The organism is Streptomyces sp. AA4 (genome assembly GCF_000158875.1).
GTDB lineage: Bacteria > Actinomycetota > Actinomycetes > Mycobacteriales > Pseudonocardiaceae > Amycolatopsis.
The window spans coordinates 4,944,763-4,970,511 of sequence record NZ_GG657746.1 but is presented as its reverse complement, the minus strand read 5'-3'; the positions used below and the strand labels follow the sequence as shown (position 1 = coordinate 4,970,511).

Genomic DNA, 25,749 nt, shown 5'->3' with positions numbered 1-25,749 from the left:
GTCGCGCGATCGCCGTTTTCGATGTGCCGCCGTGGTGCGGGCACCGGGTCGTTCAGCTTCCGCGGGAGGGTTCATGGGGCCGTTGTGGTCTACCGGTCAGCAGTGGTCGCTGCTGGCCCCGGTGCTGGTCGCGCTCGTGCTGAGCACCTTCATCGGACTGGAACGGGAATTGAGCATGAAGTCCGCTGGCCTGCGGACGCACGCGCTGGTCGGAGTCGGGTCGGCGGTGTTCATGCTGGTGTCCAAGTACGGCTTCGACGATTTCCTGGCCAACCCGCACGTCTCGCTCGACCCCTCGCGAGTCGCCGCGCAGGTCGTTTCGGGCGTGGGCTTCCTCGGCGGCGGCTTGATCTTCATCCGGAGCAACGCGGTGCAGGGACTGACCACGGCGGCGACGGTCTGGGTCACCGCGGCGATCGGAATGGCGTGCGGAGCGGGGCTCCCCGTGCTCGCCACCGCGGGGACCGCCGGGTTCTTCCTCGCGACCCGGGGGCTGTCGCGTCTCGCGTTGTTCGCCGCGAGACATCGGCGCGAACCGCCGACCCTGCAGCTGAGCTACGACGACGGCCAAGGCGTCCTGCGGTCCGCCCTCGCCGCCTGCACCAGCCGGGGCTGGACAGTGCGGGAGATCGTGGTCGAGCCGGAGACAGTGCACGACGACGGACGGAAGGCCACTGCGGTCGCGCTGCGGCTCGACGGACGGGGCGACCTGTTCGAGCTGACCGCGGAGCTGTCCGAAATGCCCGGAGTCCGCAGCGCGGCGGCCGGGCGGACCCGCCGCATCGAGGGGTGAGGTCTTTCCCGGCCCGCGGTGCGGCGGGCGGGTTCCCGTCCCGCACGGGATTCTCGCTTCGCGGCCGGCTTTGCTTGGCGACGGTTCGCTAGAAGGTCCACATCCAGCCGAGGGAGCTGCTGGCGGATCTGGTGCCTCCCATCAGGAACAGCGACCCGCTCTTGTCGACCGCCGCGATCTCGACCTGTCCGGTGTACTTGCTGTTGGCCGCGTAGGCGATCGGCAAGGCCGTGATGTCCGCGCAGCTGCTGGCATCCACGGTGTGGGTGACGTCGCCGGCGCCTCTGGTCTGGAATGATCCCCAGTTCAGCAACGCGCCGATGCCGCTGAGGTCGACCGGATTCTGCGGACTGTGCGTCCGGACGGTCAGGTCCAGGACTATGACGTATCTTCCGGCAGTTCGCCGGCCGGTCGGACGGCATTTCGGATTGACCTTGATCTTCGTGATCGAGAAGTCGAACAGTGCGCTGCCGTCCGGGTTGGCCACTCTCGCCCGCTCGCCGAATCTCTTGGGGATGAGTCCTTCGGGCGTCAACGCGAGTCTGTTCGCCGGGACTGAGGTGGCGGTGGGCGCGGGCGAGAACGTGGCCGACGAGGCTTGCGGCGCGGATTCCCGCTGACCGCAGGCAACCGCGGCGAAACCGAGGGCGGCGAAACCCAAGGTGGCTGCGGACAGGGCGATGGACACGAGCGTGCGGGATCTCATCTGGACTCCTGTATGCCGGTTATTTCCACCCGCCCTTCGAAACGCGCGCTCCCGTTGTTACCGGAACGGGAATTTGTCATACCCCGTACGGGTGCGGACAGTGAACCGCCGACGGATCGACGCACGGATTCGCTTCCCGTCCCGCGCAGTTCGCAAATACGCAACCCGGCATGAATTATTCACTTGCTGAACAGTTTGCGCTTTGGTTCGCATGACAGCTCGGGTTAAACTGTCGGTGCTTCGCCGGAGAATGCTTCCTTCCTGGCATGCTCCCCCGTGCGAGGTTCCCTCCCCTCCGGCCGGCGGCTCAGGGACTGCGCCACCGGAGGGGAGGGATTCACCTGAGATCACGAGTCGCCGCGTATGAGACCCGGGCGGTTGTTCATCCGGCCGCGCGTTCGCCGGCGAGCGCGGCAAGAAAGTCGTCGGTGGTGCTGACCTCGGCCAGGAGGCTGAGCGACTCCAGAGATGCCTGGTGCGCGGCTTCGGATCCCGCGGAGCAGGCATCGGAAAGCACGATCGTGCGGTAACCCAGTTCCGAGGCGATTCGCGCGGTGCCTTCGACTGAGATATTGGTGGCCACCCCGGCGAAGGCGACGGTGTCGATTCCGCCGGCGCGCAGGACCGCATCCAGTGCGCTGGCGTGGAAGCCGGTGATCCGCGTGTGGGTCACGATCGCGTCCGTATCGGCAGGAGCGGCCGATTCGACGAGCGCCGCGCCCGGCGTGCCGTCGACGAGGCAGTTGTTCGCGGCGACCATGCCCAGCAGCGGCGAGTTCGCGACGAGGTCAGGATGCCCGGGCTTGAACGCGACGCGGGTGTAGACGATCTTCGCCCCCGCCCGGCGCGCACCGGCCAGGACCCGGGCGGACGTGTCGAGCACGCCGGTGCGCTCGACTTCGGCGCGGAAGAACGGTGCGAAGGCACCGTCGGCGCCGACGATGTCGTGCTGCAGGTGGATCGCGATCAAGGCAGTGCGCGCCGGGTCGACAGCAGGCATGGGGGATGGTCCTACCTTCTTTGTTGGGTCTGAACTGGTCATTCGTAGGATCGGTGGGCCCTGGGGCTCCGGGTATGGCTCACATGGCGTCGCCGTTGGCAAGGCTGAAAGGACTTGGCCGCCCGGGCCCCGAGACGGCTCGACCGCTAATTGGGATACGCGTGGATCGCTGTGTAGGACGTCGTCGGCGTGGTCGTCTGTGGGTGAACCCTTGAGCACAACAACGAAAGAGGTGGTCGTGCCCCAGATCTGGGCCGGCGTGGACATCGGCAAGGAACACCACCACTGCGTGGTGATCAACGACATCGGCGAGCGGTTGCTGTCCCGCAGGGTCCAGAACGACGAAACCGAACTGCTGGCCCTGATCGCCGACGTCACGGCCATCGACACCGATGTGCTGTGGGCGATCGACCTGAACAGCGGTGGCGCGGCGCTGCTGATCGGCCTGCTGGTCAACCACGTCCAGGAATTGGTCTATATCACCGGTTTGAAGGTCCACCGGGCTGCCGGAACCTACCGGGGCGAAGGGAAAACCGACGCGAAAGACGCGTTCGTCATCGCCGACCAGGCCCGTGTCCGTCGTGACCTCGGCCCGTTGCGGGCCGGGGACGAGATCGCAGTCGACCTGCGGACCCTGACTAACCGGCGCACCGACCTGGTCTGCGACCGGACCCGGGCGATCAACCGGATCCGCCACCAGCTGCTGGAGTACTTTCCCGCGCTGGAACGCAGCCTCGACCTGTCCCGCAAAGGACACCTGGCGCTGCTGACGGAACACCAGACCCCGGACGGAATCCGGCGACTGGGCAAGCAACGCCTGACCCGCTGGCTGCGCCACCGCAAGGTCCGCAAAGCCGAATCGGTCGCGCACGCGGCCGTTGAGGCCGCTTCCGCGCAGCACGCCACGCTGCCCGGCCAGAAACTCGCCGCCGCGATGGTCGAACGGCTGGCCAAGGGCGTGATCGCCCTCAACACCGAAATCGACGAGCTCGACGCGATGATCGAGGAACGGTTTCGCCGGCACCGACACGCCGAGGTGATCCTCACCCTGCCCGGTTTCGGCCCCACCCTCGCCGCGGAATTTCTCGCTGCCACCGGCGGCGAGATGACCGCGTTCGGCTCGGTCGACCGTCTCGCCGGCTACGCCGGGCTCGCTCCCGTTCCACGCGATTCCGGCCGCATCCGCGGCAACCTCAGACGGCCTCGCCGCTACCACCGCGGCCTGCTGAGGGCCTGCTACCTCGCGGCCTCGGCCAGCCTGCCCAGCTGCCCGATCTCCAAGGCCTACTACCGGCGCAAACGCGCCGAAGGCAAACGACACGAACAAGCCCTGCTCTGCCTCGCCCGCCGACGCCTCAACGTCCTGTGGGCCATGCTCCGCGACAACGCTGGCTACCACGCTTCACCCCCGATCCCGGCGGCTGCATGACTTGACAAACCCCATTGGGAAGTCCTTTCTGGTCGGACTAAGGTCGATTCGTTCGGGGGTAAACCGTGCTGAGGTAGCTATCGCAGCCGAGGTGATCGCCATGAACCGATGCGAGCCGTGCCGAAGCCCGGGTCCGGCGACGGCGGCGAAATCCGTCCTCGCTGTTCATTGGTTGCCGACGCGGAAGACGTAGGCGTGCTGGCTGCTGGTGGCCCGGGCCGGGTCGGCCGCTGGAGTGGTGATGACGAGGCGGCGGCCGTCGCGGCGCCAGGCCAGCGGCTGCCCGTCGGAGCCGAGCAGCGTGATCCGCGTCCGCTCGCTGGCCGGGACTCCGAAGTCGGCGACGAGTTCGCGGCCAGGCCAGGACAGCGCGGTCAGGTAGAGCACGCCGGTGGTCTTGCTGACCGTGCATCGAAGGTTCCCTCTGGTCGGCTGGGTCCACGGTCGCGTGCCGTAGATCGCCTCGCCGTTGAGTTTCAGCCACGCGCCGACGCCGCGCAGCCGCTCGCGCATCGGCTCGGGGATCGTGCCGTCCGCGCGCGGGCCGATGTTGAGCAGCAGGTTCGCGTTGGCCGCGACGGAATCGACGAGCAGGTGCACCAGTTCGCCGGTGCTGCGCAGGGAGTCGCCGGTTTCGCGGACGTCGTAGCCCCAGGACTCCGCCATCGTGCGGCACACTTCGGAGCGTTCGCCGGTGGGCTGCTGGTTCATGCCGGCGCCCTGCTCGACGGTGGCGTAGTCGCGGTGGGTGCGGCCGTCTCCGAAGCGGTCGTTGACGAGGACGCCGTCCGGATTCGCGGCAGCTGCCCGGTTGTAGTAGTACGCGATGGTTTCGTTGCCGCGGAAGTAATCCTCGTCGCCGCCGATGTCGCACCAGATCATCGACGGCCGGTACCGGTCGACGAGTTCGCGCAACTGGGGACGGACGATGCTCCCGGCGTAGTCGTAGACCATTCCCTGGCCGGTATACGGGACGCGCCGGCGCGTGTAGGCGTTGCGCGGCGGCCGCTGGGGGAACATCAGCCGGTTGACGATTCTGCTTTCTCCCCAGGTCGAGCGGCCGCCTCGGTAGGGCGCGGGGTTGAACCACTCGGGCACGGAGTAGTACAGCCCGGGTTTGACGCCGCCGTGCTTGCGGGCCGCGTCGACCAGTTCGCCGACCAGATCGCGTCGCGGCCCCAGCTCGGCAGTGTTGCGGCCCGTGGTGGCAGTCGGCCACAGGGCGAGCCCGTCGTGGTGTTTGGCGGTCAGGACGAAATAGCGTGCGCCGGCCTCGTCGAACAGGCCGACCCAGTCTTCGGGGTCGAACTTTTCCGCGCCGAATTGCTCGAGGAAATGGTCGTAGGGCGCGGCCGTGCCGTAGCGGCGCAGGTGATGCAGCCAGGCCGAAGTGCCCGGGATCTGCTGCAGTCGCGCGTACCATTCGGCCGCGCAGTAATCGCCCAAGGCCTTCGGCAGCCGGGAGCGAATCCGGTCCGTGCCCGGCAGCAACGCGGAACCGAAGGCGGGCACGGAATAAGCGCCCCAATGCACGAAAATGCCGAACTTGCCGTCGTCCCACCACTCGGGCAGCGGATGGCGAGCAAGCGACTCCCGCGTCGGCTCGTACGGCTCGGCCGCGGTGCCGTTGGCTGCGCGCGGTTCCGCTGGGTCACCTGTCATCGTCGTGATCCACGGCCCTTTCGTTCGCGTCCCGGACGGGTCGGAACCCGGAACTCTCGCGAGATTCCGCCGGCCCGCGTGCGAGTGCTGAGTAGTCGGCGCTGGTCCACCCGGCACCTCCGCTGCCGAGCGAACCAGCGCCCCCGTCGGGCTTTCCGGTGCGATGGATGCCCGAGCGGGACCCTCAGGCAGCGCAATCCGGTCCTGACCGCTTGCCATCGGGGAACTCAAGCTCCGCTGCGACCGCGACAGGGAAGGGATCCACGGCGGAGCACGGGCAGTACAATTGAAACGATGCCTGAACATTGATTTCATGTCTAGCTCCAGTGGGGATTGATGAATAGTTCATGGACCCTGGCCGGACATCGTGTCGTCGGGCAATCCTCTGCCGGACTGCGAGGCGTGCTTGGCACCAGGTGGAAGATAGCGAAGTCCCCGGCTTCGGAGTGACTGATCCACTTCGGCAAGATGAAGAAATTCATTGTGCGGAGGGGCGGTTCTGGAACACGCTTGCCGATTCCGCTTCCCTCTTGCGAACATGACGTGAGACCGCTGCGGAGTGAAGTGCCGACTAAGCGACGTTAGAGGTGATTTGGATGCGCCGGAAGTGGATCGTCCTGCTGTCCGCGTTGGGGCTCTTCTGAAATCCGGTCGCGTGGCCTCTGCCGGAGGTCCGCGATCGATGCCCGCGCCGGCATCGGACTCGCCAAGGCAGCGCGGAGTCCTGCCCTGCTCGCGGCTTCCGCGGTGCTCGCTTCATTCACCAGGTTGGCGGGAACTTGACCTGGCCGGGTCTTTGCGGTAGCGCCGTGGCCCGGTCGCGGGAACAGTAGGTTTGGTTGGTCCGCCTTCCCTTTCGCCGAGGAGCCGAGTCATGGATGCCAGGAAGATTGCCATGGCAGGTGCCGTGGTCGCTGCCGCCGTCCTGGTCGGTTTCGCTCCAGCCGCCGCGGCGATCCTGCTGCGACAGCCGACAGTCCAGGCCGCGCAGCAGCAAGCACGGCCCGACGACCTCGCGTCCGTGCAGCCGGAAGCCCTGCTTTTCGAGAGCGCCCTCAACCTGACGGACCGCCAGTTCGAGAACATCCTCAACGATCTCGGCGCCGAAACCGACGATTGAGGGTGGCCGGTCGCGGAGCAGGACAGGAACCGGCAGCCGCCAAGTTGCGACCATTGTTCGTCGGCGGTGCTGAGCGGGTAGGCGACCCAGCCGAGCAGTTCGCGCATGCCCGCAGAAGCCGGACAGTCGGCGGAGGAGACGCAGCGGGCGGCATCGCGACACTGACGGTCCCGCTTCCGGCGGACGAACTTCCCGGCGATCGCGAGTGCCGCGAAAAGGATGACTGAAGCGGCGCCTGCGGGGAGGCACTCCTGAAAACCCCACGGGTCTGTCAGGCTCCTGAGCTTCGGATTTGTGGTGTGGTGGAGTTCGGGACGGAGCGTTGCTGTGGTGGTCGCGCGTCATGGGGGCCGTGGTCGTGGTCGTTGCGTATGCAGTGTGCTGCGACCCGTTTGTGGCGTTGGGTGCGGCGTATGCGTCGTATCAGCATGGCCGGGTGTTCGGAGTTGCGGTTTGGTGCGGATGGGACGACAGCGGCGATGTCGCCGTTGATCGTTGACGGGTTGTTGACGTTGGCGACGGTGGAGTTGTGGCGGGGTCGGCGGGGGAGTGGTTGGTGTGGGCGGCGCTCTTGTTCGGGATTTCGTTGTCGTTGTGCGCGAATATCGGTGCGGCTCCGTCGTCGAGTGTGTTCGGGGTGACGGTGGCGGCTTGCCCTTCCGCTTGCTCTGTTGCTTGCGGTGGAGTTGCTGAACCGCGCGTTGCGGCGGCATCGTCCGGACGTCCGGGCGGCGGGTGTCGAGCCGAGTGGACAGTCGGCTGAAATCGAGCCGGCGGTGGAGCCGTCGTCGGAGGCAGGTGCGGTTGAGGGCGAGTTGACTGCTGAGCAGCGCATGTGGCTGCATTACGAGCAGGAAGCCGCGGTTGGCCGGCGGCCGCCGGGGGCGGAGCTGGATCGGGTGGCGGGGACGCACAACTACGGGCAGCTTCGTGGCGAACAGTTCCCGCGGTCTGTGCGTTCGCGGGCGGGTCTCGGAACTGGGCGCGTCCGTGTCGCGCTTCCCCTGGTTGACAGTGCTCGTGCGCTGCCGCCCCGTCCTCACGCTTCGCAGCAGGCGGGCGAGGCGACGTCCGATTTGAGGGTGATGCCTCAATCATATTCGCTACCCGCTGTGACTCAATTCCCCGAGACGGTCCGTTCGGGTGTTAAACGATCGTGGGTAGCCAGGGTGTACTGGACTGACTTAGCCTCTCGGCGGGGGACTAATTGCGGACTTAGTTTGGTGAGCGAGGGTGTGGGTGAGGCCACGGAGGGGGACGCTGCGCGGCGAGTTCACGGCGCTGTGGGTGGCCGAAGCGCTGTCGACCGCCGGCGATCAGCTCGCGCGGGTCGCGGTGGCCGTGCTCGTGTACGAGCGGACGGGTTCGGCCGTGTGGTCCGGTTTCGCATACGCGATGACGCTGCTGCCGGGCCTGGTCGCGGGTCCCGTGCTCGGGCCTCTGGCCGACCGTCTGCCGCGTCGGGGGCTGATGGTGGTGTGCTGCCTGCAGCAGGCGGTGCTGGTCGCGGGGATGGCGGTTCCAGGAGTTCCGCTCGGCGTGCTCGTGGTCGCGGTCGCCGCGGTCGCCGCGATCGCGGCGCCGTTCAAAGCCGCCCAGAGCGGGGTCGTCCTGGACATCCTCGAGAGCCCGCAGGCGAACAAGGCGGGCAACGCGCGCCTCGGGATCGTCCGAGAGACCGGGCAGCTCGCCGGCCTGGCGGGCGGTGCCGCGGTCGTCGCGACCGTGGGCACGACGCTCGCGCTGTCCCTGGACGCGGCGAGTTTCGTCGCGGCCGCGATCATCCTGGGGCTCGGGTTGCGGCAGCGGCCCGCAGCGCGTGATTCGGCGAGGCCGCACGCGGACGCCGGCGGGGCTCTGAGGATCGTCGCCGCGAACCCTCCGGTCCGCCTGTTGTGCGGGCTGGTCTTGCTGTGCAGTGTCACCGCCGTTCCGGACGGCGTGATCGCCCCGCTGGTCGAGCAGGCCGACGGGCCGCCGTGGGCAGTCACGCTGATGCTGGCCGCTGACTGCCTGGGGTTCATCGTCGGGGCACGATTTGCCTCCCGGGCCGGCGAACGGCTCCAGCGGGACCTCATCGCGGTCCTCGCGGTCCTGTCGCTGGTGCCGCTCGCCTTGTTCGCCGTCCGGCCGGGCCTCGTCCCGATGGCGGTATTGCTGGTCCTCTCCGGGATCGGCGCGGCCTACCTGCCGTTGATCAGGGGCGAGATCGCCGAGCGAGTCCCCCGGGACCGGGTCGGGGCGGTGACCGGCCTGGTCGGATCCGCGCTCCGGGCCGGGCAGGGCCTGGCCGTGGTCGGCGCGGGAGTGCTCGCGCAGTACCTCAGGTCGGCCGCGATGGCGGTCGCGGTGACCGGCGCGGCCGGAGCGTGCCTGTCCTGGTGGTGCGCGGTGCGGTGGATCAGGACGCTCCAAGCCGAACGGGCCATCGGATGAGCTGCTCAGAAGTCGCGGTCGCCGCGCATCGCGCACCTCCTTGAACGACGGTCGACTGGGGAATTGCCTGCACCACCGGGATCAGAAGTCACGGTCGCCACGCATGTGCGGCCACCTCCAACGGGTCGCGTGAACGGGAGGGCATGTGAAAGAGCCGAGGGCCAGGCTCGAGCTCAGAAGTCGCGGTCGCCGGGAATCTGCACGCGAATCACCTCCGGGGGCTGCCGGTCCCACGGCACGGCGACATGGCGGCGCGGTGGAGGGGGGCCACCTGCCGCGTGCGCGAGGGATCATTCGTTTCGTCCGGCACAGTGTCTCGCGCGAAGGCCGGATTTATACCGCCGGTTGCCGTTTCGTCGCCCGCGCGGCGGGTTTCGCCATGTGGCGGTTTCCCCGCAGCGCGCTGGCCTGGCTGCTGTTCACCGATGCGTGGGTCCTGGTCTGGGCGTGCTGGTCGGCTTCCCGCTCACCGGTGGGCTGGAGGGACTTGCTGAGTTTCGGCGTGCTGGGCGCGTGCGCGGCCGTGCACGTGGCCTGCACCGCGGCCACCGAGGAACGCAGCTTCGGCCGGCAACCGCGCGGCCACGTCGACCAGACCAGCATCTGGATCTTCACCGGCGGCCTGACATTGCCGGTGCCTCTGCTGGTCGCGCTAGTCGCACTCGTCCGGTTCCAGCGCTACCGCATCGCCCGCAAGGCCCCGTACCGGTTCATCTTCAGCTCGGCGGGGATCCTCGCCAGCGCGCTCACGGTGCACGCGATCTCCGAGGCCACGCCGCTGCGGTCGTGGCTCACCGGGCAACGCGCCCTCCCGCACGCTGTGCTCGACATCGTCGTCCTCCTCGGCGGCGTCGCGGCGGCGGTGGCGTCGTACTTCCTCGTCCAAGCCGTGATCGTCGGGATGGCCAACGGGCTGACGGACTCGGCCGAGGCGCGGGCCCGCGCGCGACGGCCGTCGCCCAGCTCGGCGCCGCAGGTTCCCGCTCCGGTCTGGACTCTGGAGAATCTGTTCGGCGACCGCGCGAGCAACGTGTTCATCCTCGTGACGCTGGCCGTGGCTGTGGGCGCGTCCCTCGCGCACGCGGTGAGCCCGTTCTTCGTCATCGCGTTCGTCCCGGTGGCGGTGCGGTTCACGCGCACGGAGCAGAACCTCAAGTCCGCGCACTCCAAGGCGCACCACGACCCGCTCACCGGACTGCCCAACCGCGCCGGGTTCGACCCCGCGGCCGAGCTGGAACTGCTGGCCGGGGCGAGGTCCGGTCGGCCGACGGCCCTGCTGTTCCTGGACATCGATCACTTCAAGAGCTGGAACGAGGAGCTGGGGCATCTCGGCGGAGACCAGGTTTTGCAGACCGTGGCCCGCGTCATCGAAAGCCAGATACGCGCAGGCGACATGGCGGCACGGTGGGGCGGGGAGGAATTCGCCATCCTGCTGCCTGCCGCCGGCCGGGCCGAGGCGCAGACGGTCGCGGAACGCATCCGGTGCGCCTTCGCGACGCTGCGGCTGGTCGTGACGAAACCAGCGGGCGGCGAGGAAGTGCTGATCAACCCCGAGAAACTCGACGGCCACGGACTCACCTGCTCCATCGGGATCGCCCTTTCGCCCGAGCACGGCATCGGGCTCAAAGCACTGGAGGACGTCGCCAGCCAGACGATGCGAGCTGCCAAACAGCGCGGTCGCAACCGGGTGGAGATCACGCCGGCCCCGTCGGGGCCAGCCCGGATTTCCGGCGAGGTGGCCGCGGGCTAGCCCAGCCGTCACCGGACGAGTCCGACGCAGCGGCCGTGAAGGACGCCGCTAGCAAAGCTCTCGACAGCGGACCGGCCCGCAGTGGCGGAATTCCTGCCGCACGGTCAGTACCGCGCTCGCGAACGCGACGACGACCTGCAGACCACGCAGGGTCATGGCCGCCGGCGGCGCCGAAGTCAAAACCGACGCGCAAACCGCGCTCGAAGGCCCCGCTGACGCGCCACGACTTCCTCGCGACCGGACAGCACCGCGCCCGCCTGCGCGACCAAGCCCGCGACGCCCCACCGCGCGGGCATCGACCGCCTCGTGGCCGACGCGGCCCAGTCCGCCGCGCTCGCGACAACAAGCCGGTGAACCGTCCAAGCCGCCGCGATTGCACGCAACGCCGCCCAGGAAGCCGCCGGATACGCCCGACAAACACGCCAGGCAGCCGACCGGGCACGCGGTTATGCCAACGACGCCGCCCGCTTCGCGGACGCCGCCGCAAATCAGCTGCCGCGGCCGCTGAATCCGCCCGGGTCGCCCGCGACGCCGCCAACCAGGCCGCGGCTGACGTCAAGACTGCCGCGGATGCCGGCTGGCAAGCGGCGGCATCCGCCGCCCGTGCCCACCGCTCCGCGCTCGACGCCGGCAAAGACGCCGCCGCTCAGAAGGCCGCCGATGAGGCTATCGGGGCATTCCTCGATCGGTTCAACCAGGAACAAGGGCGTACCGTCCCGCTCGGTCCGGCCACTGGGGACAGTGTCGGCATTACTCAGTGGGAGACCGGCACCTACCTGCTGATGATCGGCGACGTCTGCTTCCTCAACGGCGTCCAGTCGCCGAGCAAAGCCCAGCTCGGCACCAAATCCTGCGACGGTCTCGGTCACTTACAACGAACGAGAGGCGGAGAAAGAAGCGGTCGTGGAGCAAATAGCGAGCTGTACACTGAGGCGCAAAGCCAGCCGAAACCGCCAGGCCCTGACGAGGCAGCTCTGCTTGACGCTTTGCCCGTGCTTGCCGGGTCTGTCCCGTGATCGGTGTTTCCGGCGGTTCGGTCAGCAGCGTTCGGCTCCGGCCAGCGGTCACCGAATGTGATGGCGAACGCGTTGATCACGGACTTCCAGCGCATCGTCCATCGGGCGCGGCCGGTCCCGGTCGGGTCCAGGCTGCGGGTCACAAGATACAGGCGCTTCTTGGCTGTTTGCTCGGGCAGGAAGTGCCCACGTGCGCGGATCGCTCGCGGGTATCGGGCGTTCAGCTCGCGCAATCAACCTTGGTTCGTTTCCTGTCATTCGGATTCTAGGTCGACTAGTAGTGCCAGCGCGCTCAATTGACAAGACGGAGAACGCAGCCCTGTTCCGCGACGAGGCAGTCGACGCCGCCGAATTAAGTTGATGCAATCTGATACCGACGAATGCGTGGTCGGATCGGGCCATATGAAGTTTCCGCGGATAACGCATGTACTTCGTGTTTCATATGCGCGAAACCGAACGGGCAGATCGGGGAGTAAGTTTCATTCAGAGTTCGCTTGTGATGACCGTCATTATCACCATGCGACTACCGCCGATAACGACGTCCGGCTCGATGCTCCGCTCGCGAACCGCCCCATCGCTTCCCCAGTGGTTGGTCGAATAGCGTAGGTGCGCAGTGAAAGCAACTGTGCGAACGATCCCGGCACGGCCGGTCATGACCGCGAACTCGCGGCATTCAGACAGGCGCCAGAGGGCGGCTGTCTGAATGCCGTTCGCGGTGGCTGCTCTTTTCGCTTCCAGCCTGGCGCGATCCTGAATACTGCCCATCTCACCAGTCGCCTGTCGTAGGCCCTCCCGCGTCAGATAGTCCGCATTCGCGGAGGCACGTGCTTGACGTCGAGAGCACCGCAGGCGGTCTCCAGCCATTCAACGCTCTGCGCGTAGTCGACGGCGACCTCGTGAGCCGGCACCTCGGCGAACGCGAGGAACAGCACGACGATGAGGCCATGCGAATGACTGGACGACATCCACGTGGAAGGTGTTTCGAAACCCGGTGGCGTGGTCGGGTGTTAGCTGTGATAACGGCGCGGCGGGGCGTTAACCGGGCGGTTGCGTGCAAGCTGCCGCTTAACACGCGGATTCAGCGACTGACCACGCGGGTTTCACAACACCCTCTGAGCTTGTTGTTTAAGGACCTGGTTGCTGGTGTGGACCCCAGTTGATCATGAGAGCAGCCCTTGGTCGATGATTCCTCTTGCGACGGAAAGAATATCGATCCAAGGGCTGCGTGGTCAGTGTGCATGATGTCGATCGGGGCCGGGCGCTCGGGGACCTGGACCGGTTCCGGCAGGAGTTCTACGGCTGCCTGGCCGCGCGGGCGGATGGGTTGTTCGAGCTGGCGGACGCGGTGTTGTGCACCGAGGGGCCGGTCCGGTCGTTGGTCGGGTTGTCCCTGGCGCCGGAGCACCGGCGCGGTCACGGCGGCTTGTACGACGCGATCAACAACGGCCGAATCGACTGCGACCGGCTGCGGACGGCGCTGTCCGGGCTGCCGCTTCCCCGCGCCGCCGACGGCCGGCTGGTGCTGGCGGCGGACGTCTCGCCATGGCTGCGGCCCGACGGCGCGACCTGCCCGGACCGATCGTTCTGCCACACCTACGGGCGGGGCAAGGACGAGCACCGGATGATTCCTGGCTGGCCGTATTCCGTCGTCGCGGCCCTGGAGACCGGCCGGACCTCGTGGACGGCGGTGCTCGACGCGATCCGGCTGCTGCCCGGAGCGGATGTCGCCGCGGTGACCACCGGGCAGATCCGCGACGTGGTGGAACGGCTGATCGCCGCGGGCCAGTGGCACGAGGGCGATCCGGAGATCCTGGTGGTCCTGGACGCGGGCTACGACGCGCCGCGCATCGCGCACCTGCTCGCTGATCTGCCGGTGCAGATCCTCGGGCGGATGCGCTCGGACCGCGTGCTGCGCCGGCCTGTCCCGCCCCGGGTTCCCGGCGCCAACGGCCGGCCGCCCAGGCACGGCGGCGAGTTCGTGTTCGGCGATCCCGCGACCTGGGGTGTTGAACACGCAGTGACCAGCACCGGCACCCGCCTCTACGGGACAGCGACCGCGCAGGCCTGGAACCGGTTGCACCCCAGGCTGACCAGCAGAGCCGCCTGGACCGGCCACGACGGGCCGTTGCCGGTTATCGAGGGCACCGTCATCCGGCTGAGGGTCGAGCGCCTGCCCAGCGGCGGGGTGAACAAACCGGTCTGGCTGTGGTTCTCCGGCGTCGACGCCACTCCCGCCGAGGTCGACCGCTGCTGGCACATGTTCCTGCGCCGCTTCGACATCGAGCACACCTTTCGCCTGCTGAAGCAGACGCTTGGCCGGACACGGCCCCGGCTGCGCAACCCGGAAGCCGCCGACCGCTGGACCTGGCTGCTGATCGCTGTCCACGCCCAGCTCCGGCTGGCCCGTTCCCTGGTCGCCGACCTTCGTCGTCCCTGGGAACGCCCCGCCGAACCCGCCAGGCTGACCCCGGCCCGGGTCCGGCGCGGGTTCCGCAACATCCGCACGAAGACGGCACGTCCAGCGGCGGCACCGAAACCCAGCCGGCCGGGACCAGGACGTCCCGCCGGGTCGAAAAACTCCGTTGCCGCGCAACGCTTCGACGTCGGACGCGTCCTGGCAACCGGCCAGGCGCACACCCGACCAGCCCACCACAAGAAAGGCACCAAACCCCGCCGCACCACTTAAACAACAAGCTAAGGAAGACGATATGAAACTGACGGAGAACACCGCGTACCGACCAGTGTTGGCTGCCTCGAGCTGCTGGACCGCTACGCGGCGGTGGCCGGGAAGCCCCGCGCGCCGAGGTCACACCGATGCTAGTGGAGGGGATGGTGCCGAAGACGTGGCGGGAGGCCGCGGTCGACCAGCGTGGCCGGCTCGAGCGGGTTCCGTACGATCTGTGCGCGCTGGTTGCGCTGCGGGATGCGGTGCGCCGCAGGGAGGTCTGGGTCGCAGATGGGAACCGGTAATGCAATCTCGAGGACGGCCCGCCCGGCGATTCGAGGCGTCGCGGGAGGTGCGCAACGCCGCTCCGTGCCAGCCGGCCGGTCTGACAGCGTTCATCGCCGGGCTTCCGCAGCGGATGCGCGGGGCCTCGGCCGGCTTGGACGCCTCGCTGGGCGAGGGGAGGGGTCCGGATCACGTGCCGCCGAGGGGAGCCGTGGATCACAGTGCCGAAGGTGGAGCCGCTGTCCGAACTGTCGCGACTGGGCGCGATCAAGGACGAGGTCGTGCGCCACTTGGACACAGACGGAGCGCGTCGGTCGCCGACCTCGGTTCGCCGCTATCACGCTACGAATTGACGTGAATAAGGCAGGGGCGGATCACCCGATAGGGCGTTGTGCGATGCGCTTTAGTCGTTGTTTACTTCGATCGTCACTCAAGCAGGCGGTGTCCAATTTCTTCGGAACAGCAGCAGGTGGAGGAGGCATCGGTTAACCGGAATATGCTCATGAAATTAACGACAGGAGCAGCGCCTGCGGCTGCTGCGGTTGCATCCGTCGAAACCATGGCTGCGTACGCGGCAGATCCGGTCAAGGAAACCTCGCCCTGAAATCGGGCGGCACCAGCCCGATCAACGTGGTAGCCGCGGGTGCCCCAGTCCACGAGGAAGCCCCTCATCGAAGGCGGGGATCCAGACCCTGTCAAGGTCTTATAAGCGCTCCCTTGCGCGCACCAGTCAAAATCAAGAGCAAGACACCGAGAGAGAATCTCAAAGTATTCTCATCTATGAATAGGCTAACGGCTCAAGCGTTTTGCTGCCGCTATTGCAACTGTTGCAATAGCTGGCGGCGTCGTGATGAATAGCAGTCCGAGAGCTAGTGCGGGCTAATACTGTTCCTTGTGGCAGGCAAGAAGTGACTGCAGGAGAATTTTCCGAACTTGAATATAACGGTAACGATGCAGTAATCGATCCGGACGTCAGCGAGGAAGAGAGGTGCATCTGGCAGTATGGTCAAGAACTGGACAGAATCATTGCGCCTCGAAGCTGGACGATCGTCGAAGTTCGATACGTGAATGCAAATGGAGGAGGTCGGCCTCGTTGCTCTTCGGGTCGTGAATTACCTTACCGTAGACTTAGCGTGATCCCTGTCGCGTCAGCAAATTATCGAGGCAATGAATAGGTTTATCCCGGGCGGGGTGCGCAGGATTGATGATGAAATCGTCTTTGCGGATGTCGCTTTCAGTGAAGACGGTCGAGGCCCGTAGTGGCTGGAGTGAATCATGAAATCTTGGGTTTCGTGATCGGTCAGCCACGCGGCGAACTATGATCTGTTTGCTTTTATTCGCGACAGGGGTGCCCAATCGAACTGGGTCCACGGAAGTCGGCCTGGCACGGTAGGGGTCAAAGTCGCGAGGGTCGTGTTGAGATGATAATCCAGAAGAACATGGGAGTGGTCATGAAAACGCCTAGAATTTTCACCTATGTTGGGCTTTCGGCGGTGATCGTCGGTTCCCTGATCGGGTTCGGGGCACAGAGCGCAAGTGCGGGAGGTATTGATAACCTTGCCTGCCCGTCGGTAGCACAGGTCTCGCAAGACGTGCGCCTGCGAGAACTCAGGCAGGATTGCGAGTGGGGATTTACCCCTGAATCTCAGACGCTCGGGGTCGCTATTTTGGACAGAACTGCCGCGATCTTTAGGGTCTTTATCGAGTCCAACGGAACGACATCCGATTACTTTATCAGAGTTTCGAATTATGACGATAGGACAAGGTATCAGGCATACACTCGCGACAGAATAATTCAAACGCTGCTTGACGCCAGGCGGCCAGTAGCTGTGAATGGCACGATCCGCAGTGTGCAACTCGCGGGAATCGACGAGATCTCCGACGATGATGCGCGAATATTTGGACCTGGCATGCGGCTCAACGTAAACGAGGGAGAGCTTCCCGGATAAGTTGAGCCGGGCGCACGCATCATTTGCGTCTTCGTCCGTTCCGTGTGAAACCGGCTCATCGTAAGTGAAGGTGCAGCAGGGGTCTGAATCCGCCGGTTTCCAGTAGCGAGCGGGCGAAGGCGTTGATCACTGGTTTTGCAGCGCATCGTCCACCGGGCGCGGCCGGCCGCGCCCGGGTTGCAGGCTTCGGGTCACCAGGTACAGGCACTCCATTGCGGCCTGCTCAGCCGGGAAAGTCCTCGTGCGCGGACCGCCCGCCGGGCAGCGGGCGTCCAGTGATTCGATCGCATTGGTGGAGCAGGTCATGCGCCTGATCTCGATGTCGTAGTCGAGGAACGGCACGATCGGCCGTTCCCGTGGCGGCTGGCGCACAAAAGTGCACCACCTTGTCGACGGAAACGGCCGGCCGCTGGTCGGTCCCGGCCTGGCCGGTGACACGCCGATGGTCCCGCGCGAACTTGGTGGTGTCGGACCGCGCCGGGTCGTCAACCGCGGCGATCTGATGCAGGTCGGCAGGGTTTCCGTGGTCGCGCAGGTGCGTGCGCAGCTCGGTGCGGACACCGGCTGCGGTCGCGGCGGCATCATCGTTGAGCAGCGGGCTCCGACGGGGGGCTGGTCATCGTAGCCCAGGCGCATCTGTGCGGCGTCTCCTTCGAAGGTGTTGCCCACGAGCAGGGGCGCGAGGTAGCTGCTCTGGTCCCATGCGGCGACCTCGGAGGATGCCGGGTCTGCTTCGGCGGCCAGGTCCCGCAGATCACTCAGTCGCACCACCTGCTGCGCCTCGCGCTCGCCCCGCTCGTCGAGCTGGTAAAGCTCCGGAGTCGCGGAGACCGCCCACTCCTCCAGCCGCTGATCCGGATCCTTGGACACAGCCAGGTCGTCATAGCGCAACGCAACCTTGGCCAGCGCCCAAGTCGCCGCCAGGCAGGACGCTGCGGCATGGACTTTCCCCGTGGAGCCCAAGGCCACCCCGACGCCGAACCTGGCGGCGTGCAGGAGCTCGTGGTACAGGACGTTCTCGGGCATCGCCACCCTGAGGCCGGGGACGAGCCTCCCGTCGGCCAGGGCTTCCTCAAAAGAGAAGGCGTAAGCCCGAAACCAGTCAATCACAGTGGTCGACCCGGGCCCTTGTACGAGTTCGGGAGCGGGGCGAGCCCCGGCTTTGCCGCCCGGCAGGAGCCGTCCGCCTGCCTGGGCACGAAGTCCGCGCAGTCCAGGATCGCGTTGCCGCGCGTGCATATTTTAGAGTTGATTTTACTGTCGATGAAATCGATGAGCGTGTTGTATGAGGACGCCTTGCATGCAGATTTCTTCGTGTTCGGGTCACCTGAGACGATTTCGGTATTCGACGTAAAGTACAGAGCCTGTTCTTTAAAGCTGCCCTGGGTTCCGGAGACGTTGGCCTTGCAGTTTACGGTGTCGGGCCGCGCGGACCGGCGTACCGGAGGCCGTCTGGGTTTTTCCGAGTATCTGCAGAAGCTTGGCGCGACGCAAATCCTTCTCAACAGCCGAATAGCCCAGCGGGTACCCGAAGGCGCGACGTACGTACCTGTTCCGAGGCAGGGTGCTCTGCCCATACGGGCGGAGGATGGTCGTCGACCTGCGCCACGGGCGTGCCTATTACCTCTGTCGGCCGGGCAACAACAACCGCGGCAGGCCGGATAACTACGCAGGCCATCCCAAGACGTTGTACCTGCGGGAGGACGCGATTCTTGCGTCCGTCGGACGTTTCCTGTCCGACCGCCTATTCGGCCAGACCAGCGCAGCATCCTCGAGAGCCAGCTGGCCGGTGCGGAAGACCGGCAGGCGCAGCGCCGAGCAGACGAACTCAAGCGGCTTCGCCGAGCACTTGATCAGCTGGCGAAGAAACAGGGCTCTTTGCTGGAGCAAGCCGCAGACGGTGAACCGGACGATCCGTTCACGACGGCACTCCGCGGCCGGTACAACGAACTCGAACGAGAGCGCACTCAGCTGGTTGCCGAGTTCGACGCACGGCGCGAGGCAGAAGCCGCCGCGCCCAAACGGCCGAAGGCGGAGGACATCGGCCTTCTCGACGCCTTGCCCCGCCTGAACGTCGATTTCGAAGGCTCCCGAGCATCTGCTCGAAGCACTCTTTGAGGCGGTCCAGCTCGTGATCCAGGTTCACGAAGGCGGGGATCAGGCGACACTGACCAGCACCCTTCCAGCAGACGAGCTGCCCGCGATCGCGAGTGCGGCGGAGAGGATGACTGAAGCGACGAATCGAACCGGGACCGGCTTGGCCGGATCTCGTGGGGTTTTCGACGGTGCCCCCGGTGAGATTCGAACTCACACTGGACGGGTTTTGAATCCGTTGCCTCTGCCAGTTGGGCTACGGGGGCGCAGTGCCGGAAACTCTACGGGACCCGCCCTCCCCGTCAGCGACCGGGTCCGGTGATCGACTTGGGGCCCGGGCTGGGTGTCGCCCGCCACTTCGTGGCGAACGCCATCGTGGGATCTGGATCGGTCCCGGTACGCTGGGCTCTCGCGGGTGACCGCGTGTCGAAGACGTCCCGCCGAGCCTTCAGGAGGACACCGGTGACCGAACAGGCTGCCGAGTCGAACGGCGCCGCCGCCGGCGTGCCGCAGCGACGGGTGCTCGTCGCGGAAGACGAGGCGCTCATCCGGCTCGACCTGGTGGAAATGCTGCGCGAAGAGGGCTACGAGGTCGTCGGCGAGGCCGGCGACGGCGAGGAGGCCATCGCGCTGGCCACCGACCTCAAGCCGGACCTCGTGATCCTCGACGTCAAGATGCCCAAGCTCGACGGCATCGAGGCGGCCGCGCGCATCACCGGCGACCGGATCGCGCCGGTCGTCATTCTCACCGCGTTCAGCCAGCGCGACCTCGTCGAACGGGCCCGCGACGCGGGCACCATGGCGTACCTGGTGAAACCGTTCGCCAAACGCGACCTCGTGCCCGCCATCGAGCTGGCCGTCAGCCGGTTCTCCGAGCTGCAGGCCCTCGAGGCCGAGGTCGCCGGGCTCACCGACCGGCTCGAGACCCGCAAGGTCATCGACCGGGCGAAGGGCCTGCTGATGAGCCGCCAGGGGCTCACCGAACCGGACGCGTTCCGCTGGATCCAGCGCACCGCGATGGACCGGCGCACCACGATGAAGGCCGTCGCCGAGGCGGTCGTGGAAAGCATCGGCTGACGAAGCCCCGGGAAGCGGGCGCGACCAGGGGGTCGCGCCCGCTTTTTGCGTTTCCCGGCCCGGGCAACCTCGGAGAGTCACCGGCCGGTCCCGCAGCGCGCTCCCGCCCAGCGGGACTCCGTCCGGTTCGCCCGTTGCGTCCCGGCGCGCCGTGTCGCGCCGAAATCTGGCTGCCGGCCAGGGAAAACCCTTCCGCCGCACCGATCCCGGACCCACCCGTGCGGGTTGCTCTGCCCTGCGCGAAAGGGCAAGGTTGCTACCTTGGAGGCCGGGGAATCGTGGTGACGGTCACGATGGCAGAGGGGATGTTCCTACACTGCCCCCATCGATCGGACGTCTGGTCAAGGTCCGTTCGAGGGGTGCTCGGACACGAAGAGTCATTCACTCGGTCGTTGCAATAAGACGATCGAGTGTAAATCGTCCGTTAATTCTCGTGACGACCGTCACGATGTGGATACAAGACTCGCTGTGACTCTGTGCAACACCTCACCCGGCGGCTACGTTCAGCGCCCAGTCGAAGTCCCACGCAGGGACCCGCCGTTCCGCAGGAGCGTGTCGGGTGGCATTTGGAGGAACGAGTGCAGAGAGCACGACTCACTAAGGTCATCGTGCTGGCCGCGGCGGGAGTCATCTCCCTGGGCGCCTGCTCGGCGCGGACCGGCGGTGACTCGGGTGGCGACAGCGGCGCGCCGCAGGCCGCGGCCCCGTCGGCGGCGGCGAACGCGGCGGACCCGGCGGGAGACGGCAAGGCGCAGTGCGCGCCGACCTCGATCGCCTACGCCGGCACGATCAACGGCGCGAACGCGGCCCTGGGGCAGAACATCCTCAAGGGCGCGAAGCTGGCGGTCGACCAGCACAACAAGGCGAACCCGGGCTGCCAGGTCAAGCTCGCGGAGTTCGACACCGAGGGCACCCCGGACAAGGCGCCGGGCATCGTGACCCAGATCGTCAACACCCCGGGCATCATCGGCGTCATCGGCCTCCCGTTCTCGGGCGAGTCGAAGGCCGCGGGCAACATCTTCAACTCCGCGGGCCTCGTCGCCGTGACCCCGTCGGCGACCAACCCGTCGCTCGCCCAGAACGGCTGGAAGACCTTCTTCCGCGCACTGGGCAACGACAACGCGCAGGGCCCGGCCGCCGCGAAGTTCATCACCGGCGAGCTCAAGGCGAACAAGGTCTGCGTGATCGAGGACGACTCCGAGTACGGCACCGGCCTCGCCGCCTCGACGATCAAGGCCCTCGGCGACAAGGCGAGCTGCCAGGACAAGGTCAAGACGAAGCAGACCGACTTCTCCGCGGTGGTCAACAAGATCAAGGGCGAGAAGCCGGACGCGATCTTCTACTCGGGCTACTACCAGGAAGCCGCTCCGTTCGCGCAGCAGCTGAACGACGCGGGCGTCAAGGCGAAGTTCGTCGGCCCGGACGGCGTGAAGGACGACCTGTTCGTCAAGGGCGCCGGCGACGCCGCGGCCAACGCGTACTTCACCTGCCCCTGTGTCCCGGCTGACCAGTTCACCAAGTTCACCGACGCCTACAAGGCGGCGACCGGCGTCGACCCGGGCACCTACTCGCCCGAGGCCTACGACGTCGCGACGATCCTGCTGAAGGGCATCGACGCGGGCAAGAAGGACCGCGCCGGGCTGCTGGACTTCGTGAAGACCTACGACGGCCAGGGCATCACGAAGCACTTCAAGTGGGACGACCACGGCGAGCTGTCCGCGACCACCGTGTGGACCTACAAGGTGGAGAACGGGAAGATCGTCCGCAACACCGAGATCAAGTAGCTCACCGCTTTCGGTTCCAGTACCGGGGTGCGGGCCAGGCGGCTGATCCCGCCTCGCCCGTACCCCGGACCCACATGGAGAACTAGTGTGCCGATGACCCCTGACCTCAGTTCGCTCGTCCTCGCGCAGGGCGGCGGCAGCTGGATCACCTTCGACGTGAATTCGTTCCTGAACCAGTTCTGGGACAACACGATCGACGGTCTTTCCTACGGCAGCATCTACGCGCTCGTGGCGCTGGGCTACACCCTCGTCTACGGCGTGCTCAAACTCATCAACTTCGCCCACTCCGAGGTGTTCATCTACGGCGCCTTCGCGACGTGGTTCACCTTCTACGGCTTGGGTTTCCGTCCCGGCGCGACGCCTGACCTGCCGATCTTCGAGCTGATCGGCTTCCTGCTGCTCGCGCTCATCGCGTCGATGGCGGTCTCCGGCGGGACCGCGGTCGTGCTGGAGCGCGTCGCCTACCGGCCATTGCGGAAACGCAAAGCGCCCCGGCTGGTCTTCCTGATCACCGCCATCGGCGCCTCGTTCGTGCTGCAGCAGATCCTGTTCATCTGGCGCGGCGGCAACCCGGAGAACAGCATCCGCTTGCTGCGCAACGACGAGGTGTTCACGATCTTCGGCGGCAGCGTCACGATCGTCACCATCATCACCGTGGTGGCGTCGATCCTGCTGATGATCGGCACGGACATGTTCGTCAACCGGACCAAGTTCGGCCGCGGCATCCGCGCGGTGGCGCAGGATCCGGACACCGCGACGCTGATGGGCGTCAACAAGGAACGCGTCATCACGCTGACGTTCCTCATCGGCGGCCTGCTGGCCGGCGCGGCGGCGCTGTTCTACATGATGAAGATCCCGCAGGGCGCCTCGTACCAGGGCGGCTTCATCCTCGGGATCAAGGCGTTCACCGCCGCGGTGCTCGGCGGCATCGGCAACCTGCGCGGCGCGCTGCTCGGCGGCCTGCTGCTCGGGGTCGTGGAGAACTACGGGCAGTCGCTGTTCGGCGGCGCGTGGCGCGACGTCGTCGCGTTCGCCCTGCTGGTGCTGATCCTGATGTTCCGCCCGACCGGCATTCTCGGCGAATCGCTCGGAAAGGCACGGGTATGACGACGACTACGACGCCGCCCGCCGCTCCGGCGAAGGCGCGCCGCCGTCCCGTTTCGGACTGGTGGAACCGGCTGTCCCGCGTCCAGCAGTGGGGCGTGCTGATCCCGCTGGTGGCGCTGGTCTACCTGCTGCCGGTGCTGAACCCGCCGCTGATCACCACGCAGCCCGGGTACGACTTCCCGATCGCGATGTTCGAGGTGGCCCGCTACGCGCTGGTCGCCATCGGGCTCAACATCGTGGTCGGCCAAGCGGGTCTGCTCGACCTCGGCTACGTCGGGTTCTTCGCGATCGGCGCGTACGTGATGGCGCTCTTCACGAGCCCGGACTCGTCGCTGGCGAAGCTGCCGTTCCTCGTCGTGCTGCCGATCGCGATGGTGGTCACGATGATCTTCGGGGTCATCCTCGGGACGCCGACGCTGCGGTTGCGCGGCGACTACCTGGCGATCGTCACGCTCGGCTTCGGCGAGATCGTCCGCCTGCTCGCGGACAACATCGACCCGCTGCGCGGCAACCGCGGTTTCCAGGGCGTCGGGCATCCGCCGGGCACGAAGGCGGACGGCAACCCGCTTTTCAACAACACCGACGGCATCCCGTGGTACTGGCTCTGCGTCACGATCATCATCGTGATCCTGTTCGTGGTCGGGAACCTGGAGCGCAGCCGCGTCGGCCGCGCGTGGGTCGCGATCCGCGACGACGAGGACGCGGCCGAGATCATGGGCGTGCCGACGTTCAAGTTCAAGATCTGGGCGTTCGTCGGCGGCGCCGCGGTCGGCGGCCTCTCCGGCGCGCTGTACGCGGGGCAATTGGGCTTCGTGAACAACCAGAAGTTCGACGTGGTCACGTCGATGCTGTTCCTGGCCGCGGTGATTCTCGGCGGCGCGGGCAACAAGGTCGGCGTGCTGCTGGGCGCGATCGTGGTGGCGTACGTGCCGCTGCGGTTCCAGGCGATCGCGGAGTACAAGTACCTGATCTTCGGCCTGGCGCTGATCATCCTGATGATCTTTCGCCCGCAGGGCCTGCTGGGCGCCCGGCAGCGGCTGCTCGCCTATGGCAGGCAGGCGTACCAGCGGCTGCTCGGCAAGGGCGAGCAGGTCAGCAGCGACGGTTCGCTGGTCACCGACAACCCGGGGGAGAAGGCATGACGGTCCCTGGCAACGGAAACGGGCCCGAGGTCCCGGCCGAGGGCGGCCTCGTGGCCGAGGTCGCGAACATGACCGCCGAACAGCTCGCCGAGCACGAGGCCGAGGTCGCCGAGGTCGTCGCGCCGGACCGGGAGATCCAGGCCGACTACGGGCAGACGCTGCTCAAGGTCGACGACGTCACCGTCCGCTTCGGCGGCCTGGTGGCGCTGGACTCGGTGTCGTTCGAGATCCGGCGCGGCGAGATCCTCGGCCTGATCGGGCCGAACGGCGCGGGCAAGACCACCTGCTTCAACGCGATGACCGGGGTCTACCGGCCGTCGTCGGGGCAGGTGCTGCTCGAAGGCAAACCGCTCGCGAAGACGTCGCGGCACGGGATCACCCAGCTCGGCATCGCCAGGACGTTCCAGAACATCCGGCTGTTTTCCGAGATGACCGCGCTCGAGAACGTCGTCGTCGGCACCGACGCGCGGCACAAGACGAGCCTGCTCGGCGCCCTCCTGCGGCTCCCTCGGCACCACCGCGAGGAGAAGCAGGCGGTCGAGAAGGCCATGGCGCTGCTAGAATTCGTCGGCATCGCCGACCGGGCCGCGGACCGCGCGAAGAACCTGCCCTACGGTTATCAGCGGCGGCTGGAGATCGCGCGGGCGCTCGCCACCGAGCCGAAGCTGCTCTGCCTCGACGAGCCCGCCGCCGGGTTCAACCCGGCGGAGAAGGAAGAGCTCATGGGGCTGATCCGGACGATCCGCGACGACGGCTACACCGTCCTGCTGATCGAACACGACATGAAGCTCGTCATGGGCGTGACCGACCGGATCGTGGTGCTGGAGTTCGGCAAGAAGATCGCCGACGGGCTTCCCGCCGAGATCCGGGAGAACCCCGCCGTGATCGCCGCTTACCTGGGAGTTCCCGACGATGACGCTGCTTGAGCTTTCCGACGTTTCCGTCCACTACGGGCGGATCCAGGCCGTGTCCGGGCTGTCCATCACGGTCAACGAGGGCGAAATCGTCACCCTCATCGGGGCGAACGGGGCCGGCAAATCGACCACGATGCGGGCGATCTCCGGCATCCGGCCGATTTCCGGCGGGGCTATCCGGTTCGCCGGCGAGGACATTTCGCGGCTGCGCGGTGATTTGCGCGTGGTGCGCGGGATTTCCCAGGCGCCGGAGGGGCGGGGGATTTTCCCCGGCATGACGGTGCTGGAGAATCTGGACATGGGCGCTTACGCGCGCAAGGACCGGAAGAACCTGCAGCCTGATTTTGATCGGGTGTTCGAGTTGTTTCCGCGGCTGGCTGAGCGGAAGACTCAGGTCGGCGGGACGATGTCCGGGGGTGAGCAGCAGATGCTCGCCATTGGGCGGGCGTTGATGGCCAAGCCTCGGTTGTTGTTGCTCGACGAGCCTTCGATGGGGCTGGCGCCGCAGTTCATTCAGCAGATTTTCCGGATTATCACGGAGATCAATCGGCAGGGGACGACCGTGTTGCTGGTTGAGCAGAATGCGCAGCAGGCGTTGTCCCGGGCGCATCGGGCTTATGTGCTGGAGACCGGGCGGATCACCAAGACTGGTACTGGGCAGGAGTTGCTGGCCGATACCAGTATCAAGGAGGCTTATCTCGGGGTGGGATAAGGGTTTCGGCTCGTCGCCTGGCGGCGGCATTGCTCCCTTTGAGTTGAGTGGGCACCCCGATTTTTCAGTATGACTACGGCGCGGGGGGGCTTGTCAAGGCGGGAAAGA

At 66.8% G+C, this 25,749-nt stretch carries 21 protein-coding genes, 1 tRNA gene and 2 pseudogenes; 15 read left to right on the top strand and 9 right to left on the bottom strand.

What is annotated here, in order from left to right; translation table 11 throughout:
- Positions 1-73 precede the first annotated feature (73 nt).
- Positions 74-793 (top strand): MgtC/SapB family protein, encoded by a 720-nt coding sequence (locus SSMG_RS22740; RefSeq protein WP_009079787.1) that lies wholly within the window; start codon positions 74-76, stop codon positions 791-793.
- An 88-nt stretch (positions 794-881) separates the two neighbouring features.
- Here SSMG_RS22740 and SSMG_RS22735 read toward each other — a convergent pair whose 3' ends face one another.
- Together SSMG_RS22735 and SSMG_RS22730 are read right to left on the bottom strand one after the other, a co-directional pair.
- Positions 882-1,499, bottom strand: coding sequence for a hypothetical protein (locus SSMG_RS22735; RefSeq protein WP_009079784.1), 618 nt, complete (start codon positions 1,497-1,499; stop codon positions 882-884).
- A 382-nt stretch (positions 1,500-1,881) separates the two neighbouring features.
- Positions 1,882-2,499, bottom strand: a complete 618-nt coding sequence (locus tag SSMG_RS22730) for a cysteine hydrolase family protein (RefSeq protein ID WP_009079783.1) — start codon at positions 2,497-2,499, stop codon at positions 1,882-1,884.
- Between the two features lie 232 nt (positions 2,500-2,731).
- On the opposite strand from SSMG_RS22730, the gene SSMG_RS22725 reads away from it, so the two are divergent.
- Positions 2,732-3,928, top strand: coding sequence for an IS110 family transposase (locus tag SSMG_RS22725; RefSeq protein ID WP_199786311.1), 1,197 nt, complete (start codon positions 2,732-2,734; stop codon positions 3,926-3,928).
- 165 nt (positions 3,929-4,093) lie between these two features.
- Here SSMG_RS22725 and SSMG_RS22720 read toward each other — a convergent pair whose 3' ends face one another.
- Positions 4,094-5,590, bottom strand: a complete 1,497-nt coding sequence (locus SSMG_RS22720) for an alpha-L-fucosidase (RefSeq protein WP_050788254.1) — start codon at positions 5,588-5,590, stop codon at positions 4,094-4,096.
- An 874-nt stretch (positions 5,591-6,464) separates the two neighbouring features.
- Here SSMG_RS22720 and SSMG_RS22715 point away from each other — a divergent pair.
- From SSMG_RS22715 to SSMG_RS22705, 3 genes are all read left to right on the top strand, one after another.
- On the top strand, positions 6,465-6,710 hold the full coding sequence (locus tag SSMG_RS22715; RefSeq protein ID WP_009079778.1) for a hypothetical protein: 246 nt from the start codon (positions 6,465-6,467) through the stop codon (positions 6,708-6,710).
- Positions 6,711-7,949: 1,239 nt separating this feature from the next.
- Entirely contained in the window at positions 7,950-9,146 is a 1,197-nt protein-coding gene (locus SSMG_RS22710; protein ID WP_037717742.1) for an MFS transporter, read from the top strand.
- Positions 9,147-9,525: 379 nt separating this feature from the next.
- Positions 9,526-10,896 carry a diguanylate cyclase gene (locus tag SSMG_RS22705; RefSeq protein WP_063631960.1) on the top strand — a complete coding sequence of 457 codons (1,371 nt, stop codon included), beginning with the start codon at positions 9,526-9,528 and terminating at the stop codon, positions 10,894-10,896.
- A gap of 488 nt (positions 10,897-11,384) precedes the next feature.
- Here SSMG_RS22705 and SSMG_RS45505 read toward each other — a convergent pair whose 3' ends face one another.
- The 4 genes and pseudogenes from SSMG_RS45505 to SSMG_RS45500 form a co-directional block, all read right to left on the bottom strand.
- Positions 11,385-11,765: a hypothetical protein gene (locus tag SSMG_RS45505; RefSeq protein ID WP_009079773.1), complete on the bottom strand. Its 381-nt coding sequence runs from the start codon at positions 11,763-11,765 to the stop codon at positions 11,385-11,387.
- Positions 11,766-11,950: 185 nt separating this feature from the next.
- A pseudogene (locus SSMG_RS43695) lies at positions 11,951-12,136 on the bottom strand (IS256 family transposase); the annotation flags it as partial.
- A 259-nt stretch (positions 12,137-12,395) separates the two neighbouring features.
- Positions 12,396-12,677 carry a hypothetical protein gene (locus tag SSMG_RS22695; RefSeq protein WP_009079770.1) on the bottom strand — a complete coding sequence of 94 codons (282 nt, stop codon included), beginning with the start codon at positions 12,675-12,677 and terminating at the stop codon, positions 12,396-12,398.
- 32 nt (positions 12,678-12,709) lie between these two features.
- A complete protein-coding gene (locus SSMG_RS45500; protein WP_009079768.1) occupies positions 12,710-12,877 on the bottom strand; it encodes a hypothetical protein in 168 nt (55 codons plus the stop codon).
- Between the two features lie 269 nt (positions 12,878-13,146).
- On the opposite strand from SSMG_RS45500, the gene SSMG_RS22690 reads away from it, so the two are divergent.
- Entirely contained in the window at positions 13,147-14,598 is a 1,452-nt protein-coding gene (locus SSMG_RS22690) for an NF041680 family putative transposase (protein ID WP_009079767.1), read from the top strand.
- A 1,703-nt stretch (positions 14,599-16,301) separates the two neighbouring features.
- Positions 16,302-16,811 (top strand): hypothetical protein, encoded by a 510-nt coding sequence (locus SSMG_RS45495; RefSeq protein WP_158688063.1) that lies wholly within the window; start codon positions 16,302-16,304, stop codon positions 16,809-16,811.
- Between the two features lie 156 nt (positions 16,812-16,967).
- On the opposite strand, the pseudogene SSMG_RS47095 reads toward SSMG_RS45495, so the two are convergent.
- Positions 16,968-17,156 (bottom strand): annotated as a pseudogene (locus tag SSMG_RS47095) (transposase); the annotation flags it as partial.
- A 783-nt stretch (positions 17,157-17,939) separates the two neighbouring features.
- On the opposite strand from SSMG_RS47095, the gene SSMG_RS45485 reads away from it, so the two are divergent.
- Together SSMG_RS45485 and SSMG_RS22680 are read left to right on the top strand one after the other, a co-directional pair.
- Positions 17,940-18,476: a hypothetical protein gene (locus tag SSMG_RS45485; RefSeq protein ID WP_158688061.1), complete on the top strand. Its 537-nt coding sequence runs from the start codon at positions 17,940-17,942 to the stop codon at positions 18,474-18,476.
- Positions 18,477-18,689: 213 nt separating this feature from the next.
- Entirely contained in the window at positions 18,690-18,929 is a 240-nt protein-coding gene (locus SSMG_RS22680; RefSeq protein ID WP_009079763.1) for a hypothetical protein, read from the top strand.
- A 168-nt stretch (positions 18,930-19,097) separates the two neighbouring features.
- Here SSMG_RS22680 and SSMG_RS22675 read toward each other — a convergent pair.
- Positions 19,098-19,171: transfer RNA gene (locus SSMG_RS22675), tRNA-Leu, on the bottom strand.
- Between the two features lie 196 nt (positions 19,172-19,367).
- Here SSMG_RS22675 and SSMG_RS22670 point away from each other — a divergent pair.
- From SSMG_RS22670 to SSMG_RS22645, 6 genes are all read left to right on the top strand, one after another.
- A complete protein-coding gene (locus tag SSMG_RS22670; RefSeq protein ID WP_009079762.1) occupies positions 19,368-19,982 on the top strand; it encodes an ANTAR domain-containing response regulator in 615 nt (204 codons plus the stop codon).
- Between the two features lie 578 nt (positions 19,983-20,560).
- Positions 20,561-21,766 carry a branched-chain amino acid ABC transporter substrate-binding protein gene (locus tag SSMG_RS22665; protein WP_234392730.1) on the top strand — a complete coding sequence of 402 codons (1,206 nt, stop codon included), beginning with the start codon at positions 20,561-20,563 and terminating at the stop codon, positions 21,764-21,766.
- Between the two features lie 93 nt (positions 21,767-21,859).
- Positions 21,860-22,873, top strand: a complete 1,014-nt coding sequence (locus tag SSMG_RS22660; RefSeq protein WP_037717740.1) for a branched-chain amino acid ABC transporter permease — start codon at positions 21,860-21,862, stop codon at positions 22,871-22,873.
- On the top strand, positions 22,870-24,015 hold the full coding sequence (locus tag SSMG_RS22655) for a branched-chain amino acid ABC transporter permease (protein WP_037714540.1): 1,146 nt from the start codon (positions 22,870-22,872) through the stop codon (positions 24,013-24,015). Before SSMG_RS22660 ends, SSMG_RS22655 begins: the two co-directional genes overlap by 4 nt.
- Positions 24,012-24,941, top strand: a complete 930-nt coding sequence (locus SSMG_RS22650) for an ABC transporter ATP-binding protein (protein ID WP_037714538.1) — start codon at positions 24,012-24,014, stop codon at positions 24,939-24,941. Before SSMG_RS22655 ends, SSMG_RS22650 begins: the two co-directional genes overlap by 4 nt.
- Complete coding sequence (locus SSMG_RS22645; RefSeq protein ID WP_353611801.1) at positions 24,934-25,641, top strand: ABC transporter ATP-binding protein; 708 nt, start codon at positions 24,934-24,936, stop codon at positions 25,639-25,641. Before SSMG_RS22650 ends, SSMG_RS22645 begins: the two co-directional genes overlap by 8 nt.
- The last annotated feature ends 108 nt before the right edge of the window (positions 25,642-25,749 follow it).

Bases quoted from the DNA above. Each gene is read 5' to 3' on its own strand.
- SSMG_RS22740 (WP_009079787.1), top strand. From the start codon at position 74: ATGGGGCCGTTGTGGTCTACCGGTCAGCAGTGGTCGCTGCTGGCCCCG.
- SSMG_RS22735 (WP_009079784.1), bottom strand. From the start codon at position 1,499: ATGAGATCCCGCACGCTCGTGTCCATCGCCCTGTCCGCAGCCACCTTG.
- SSMG_RS22660 (WP_037717740.1), top strand. From the start codon at position 21,860: ATGACCCCTGACCTCAGTTCGCTCGTCCTCGCGCAGGGCGGCGGCAGC.
- SSMG_RS22720 (WP_050788254.1), bottom strand. From the start codon at position 5,590: ATGACAGGTGACCCAGCGGAACCGCGCGCAGCCAACGGCACCGCGGCC.
- SSMG_RS22730 (WP_009079783.1), bottom strand. From the start codon at position 2,499: ATGCCTGCTGTCGACCCGGCGCGCACTGCCTTGATCGCGATCCACCTG.
- SSMG_RS22715 (WP_009079778.1), top strand. From the start codon at position 6,465: ATGGATGCCAGGAAGATTGCCATGGCAGGTGCCGTGGTCGCTGCCGCC.
- SSMG_RS22655 (WP_037714540.1), top strand. From the start codon at position 22,870: ATGACGACGACTACGACGCCGCCCGCCGCTCCGGCGAAGGCGCGCCGC.
- SSMG_RS22705 (WP_063631960.1), top strand. From the start codon at position 9,526: ATGTGGCGGTTTCCCCGCAGCGCGCTGGCCTGGCTGCTGTTCACCGAT.
- SSMG_RS22695 (WP_009079770.1), bottom strand. From the start codon at position 12,677: ATGGGCAGTATTCAGGATCGCGCCAGGCTGGAAGCGAAAAGAGCAGCC.
- SSMG_RS22650 (WP_037714538.1), top strand. From the start codon at position 24,012: ATGACGGTCCCTGGCAACGGAAACGGGCCCGAGGTCCCGGCCGAGGGC.
- SSMG_RS45500 (WP_009079768.1), bottom strand. From the start codon at position 12,877: ATGTCGTCCAGTCATTCGCATGGCCTCATCGTCGTGCTGTTCCTCGCG.
- SSMG_RS45495 (WP_158688063.1), top strand. From the start codon at position 16,302: ATGGGAGTGGTCATGAAAACGCCTAGAATTTTCACCTATGTTGGGCTT.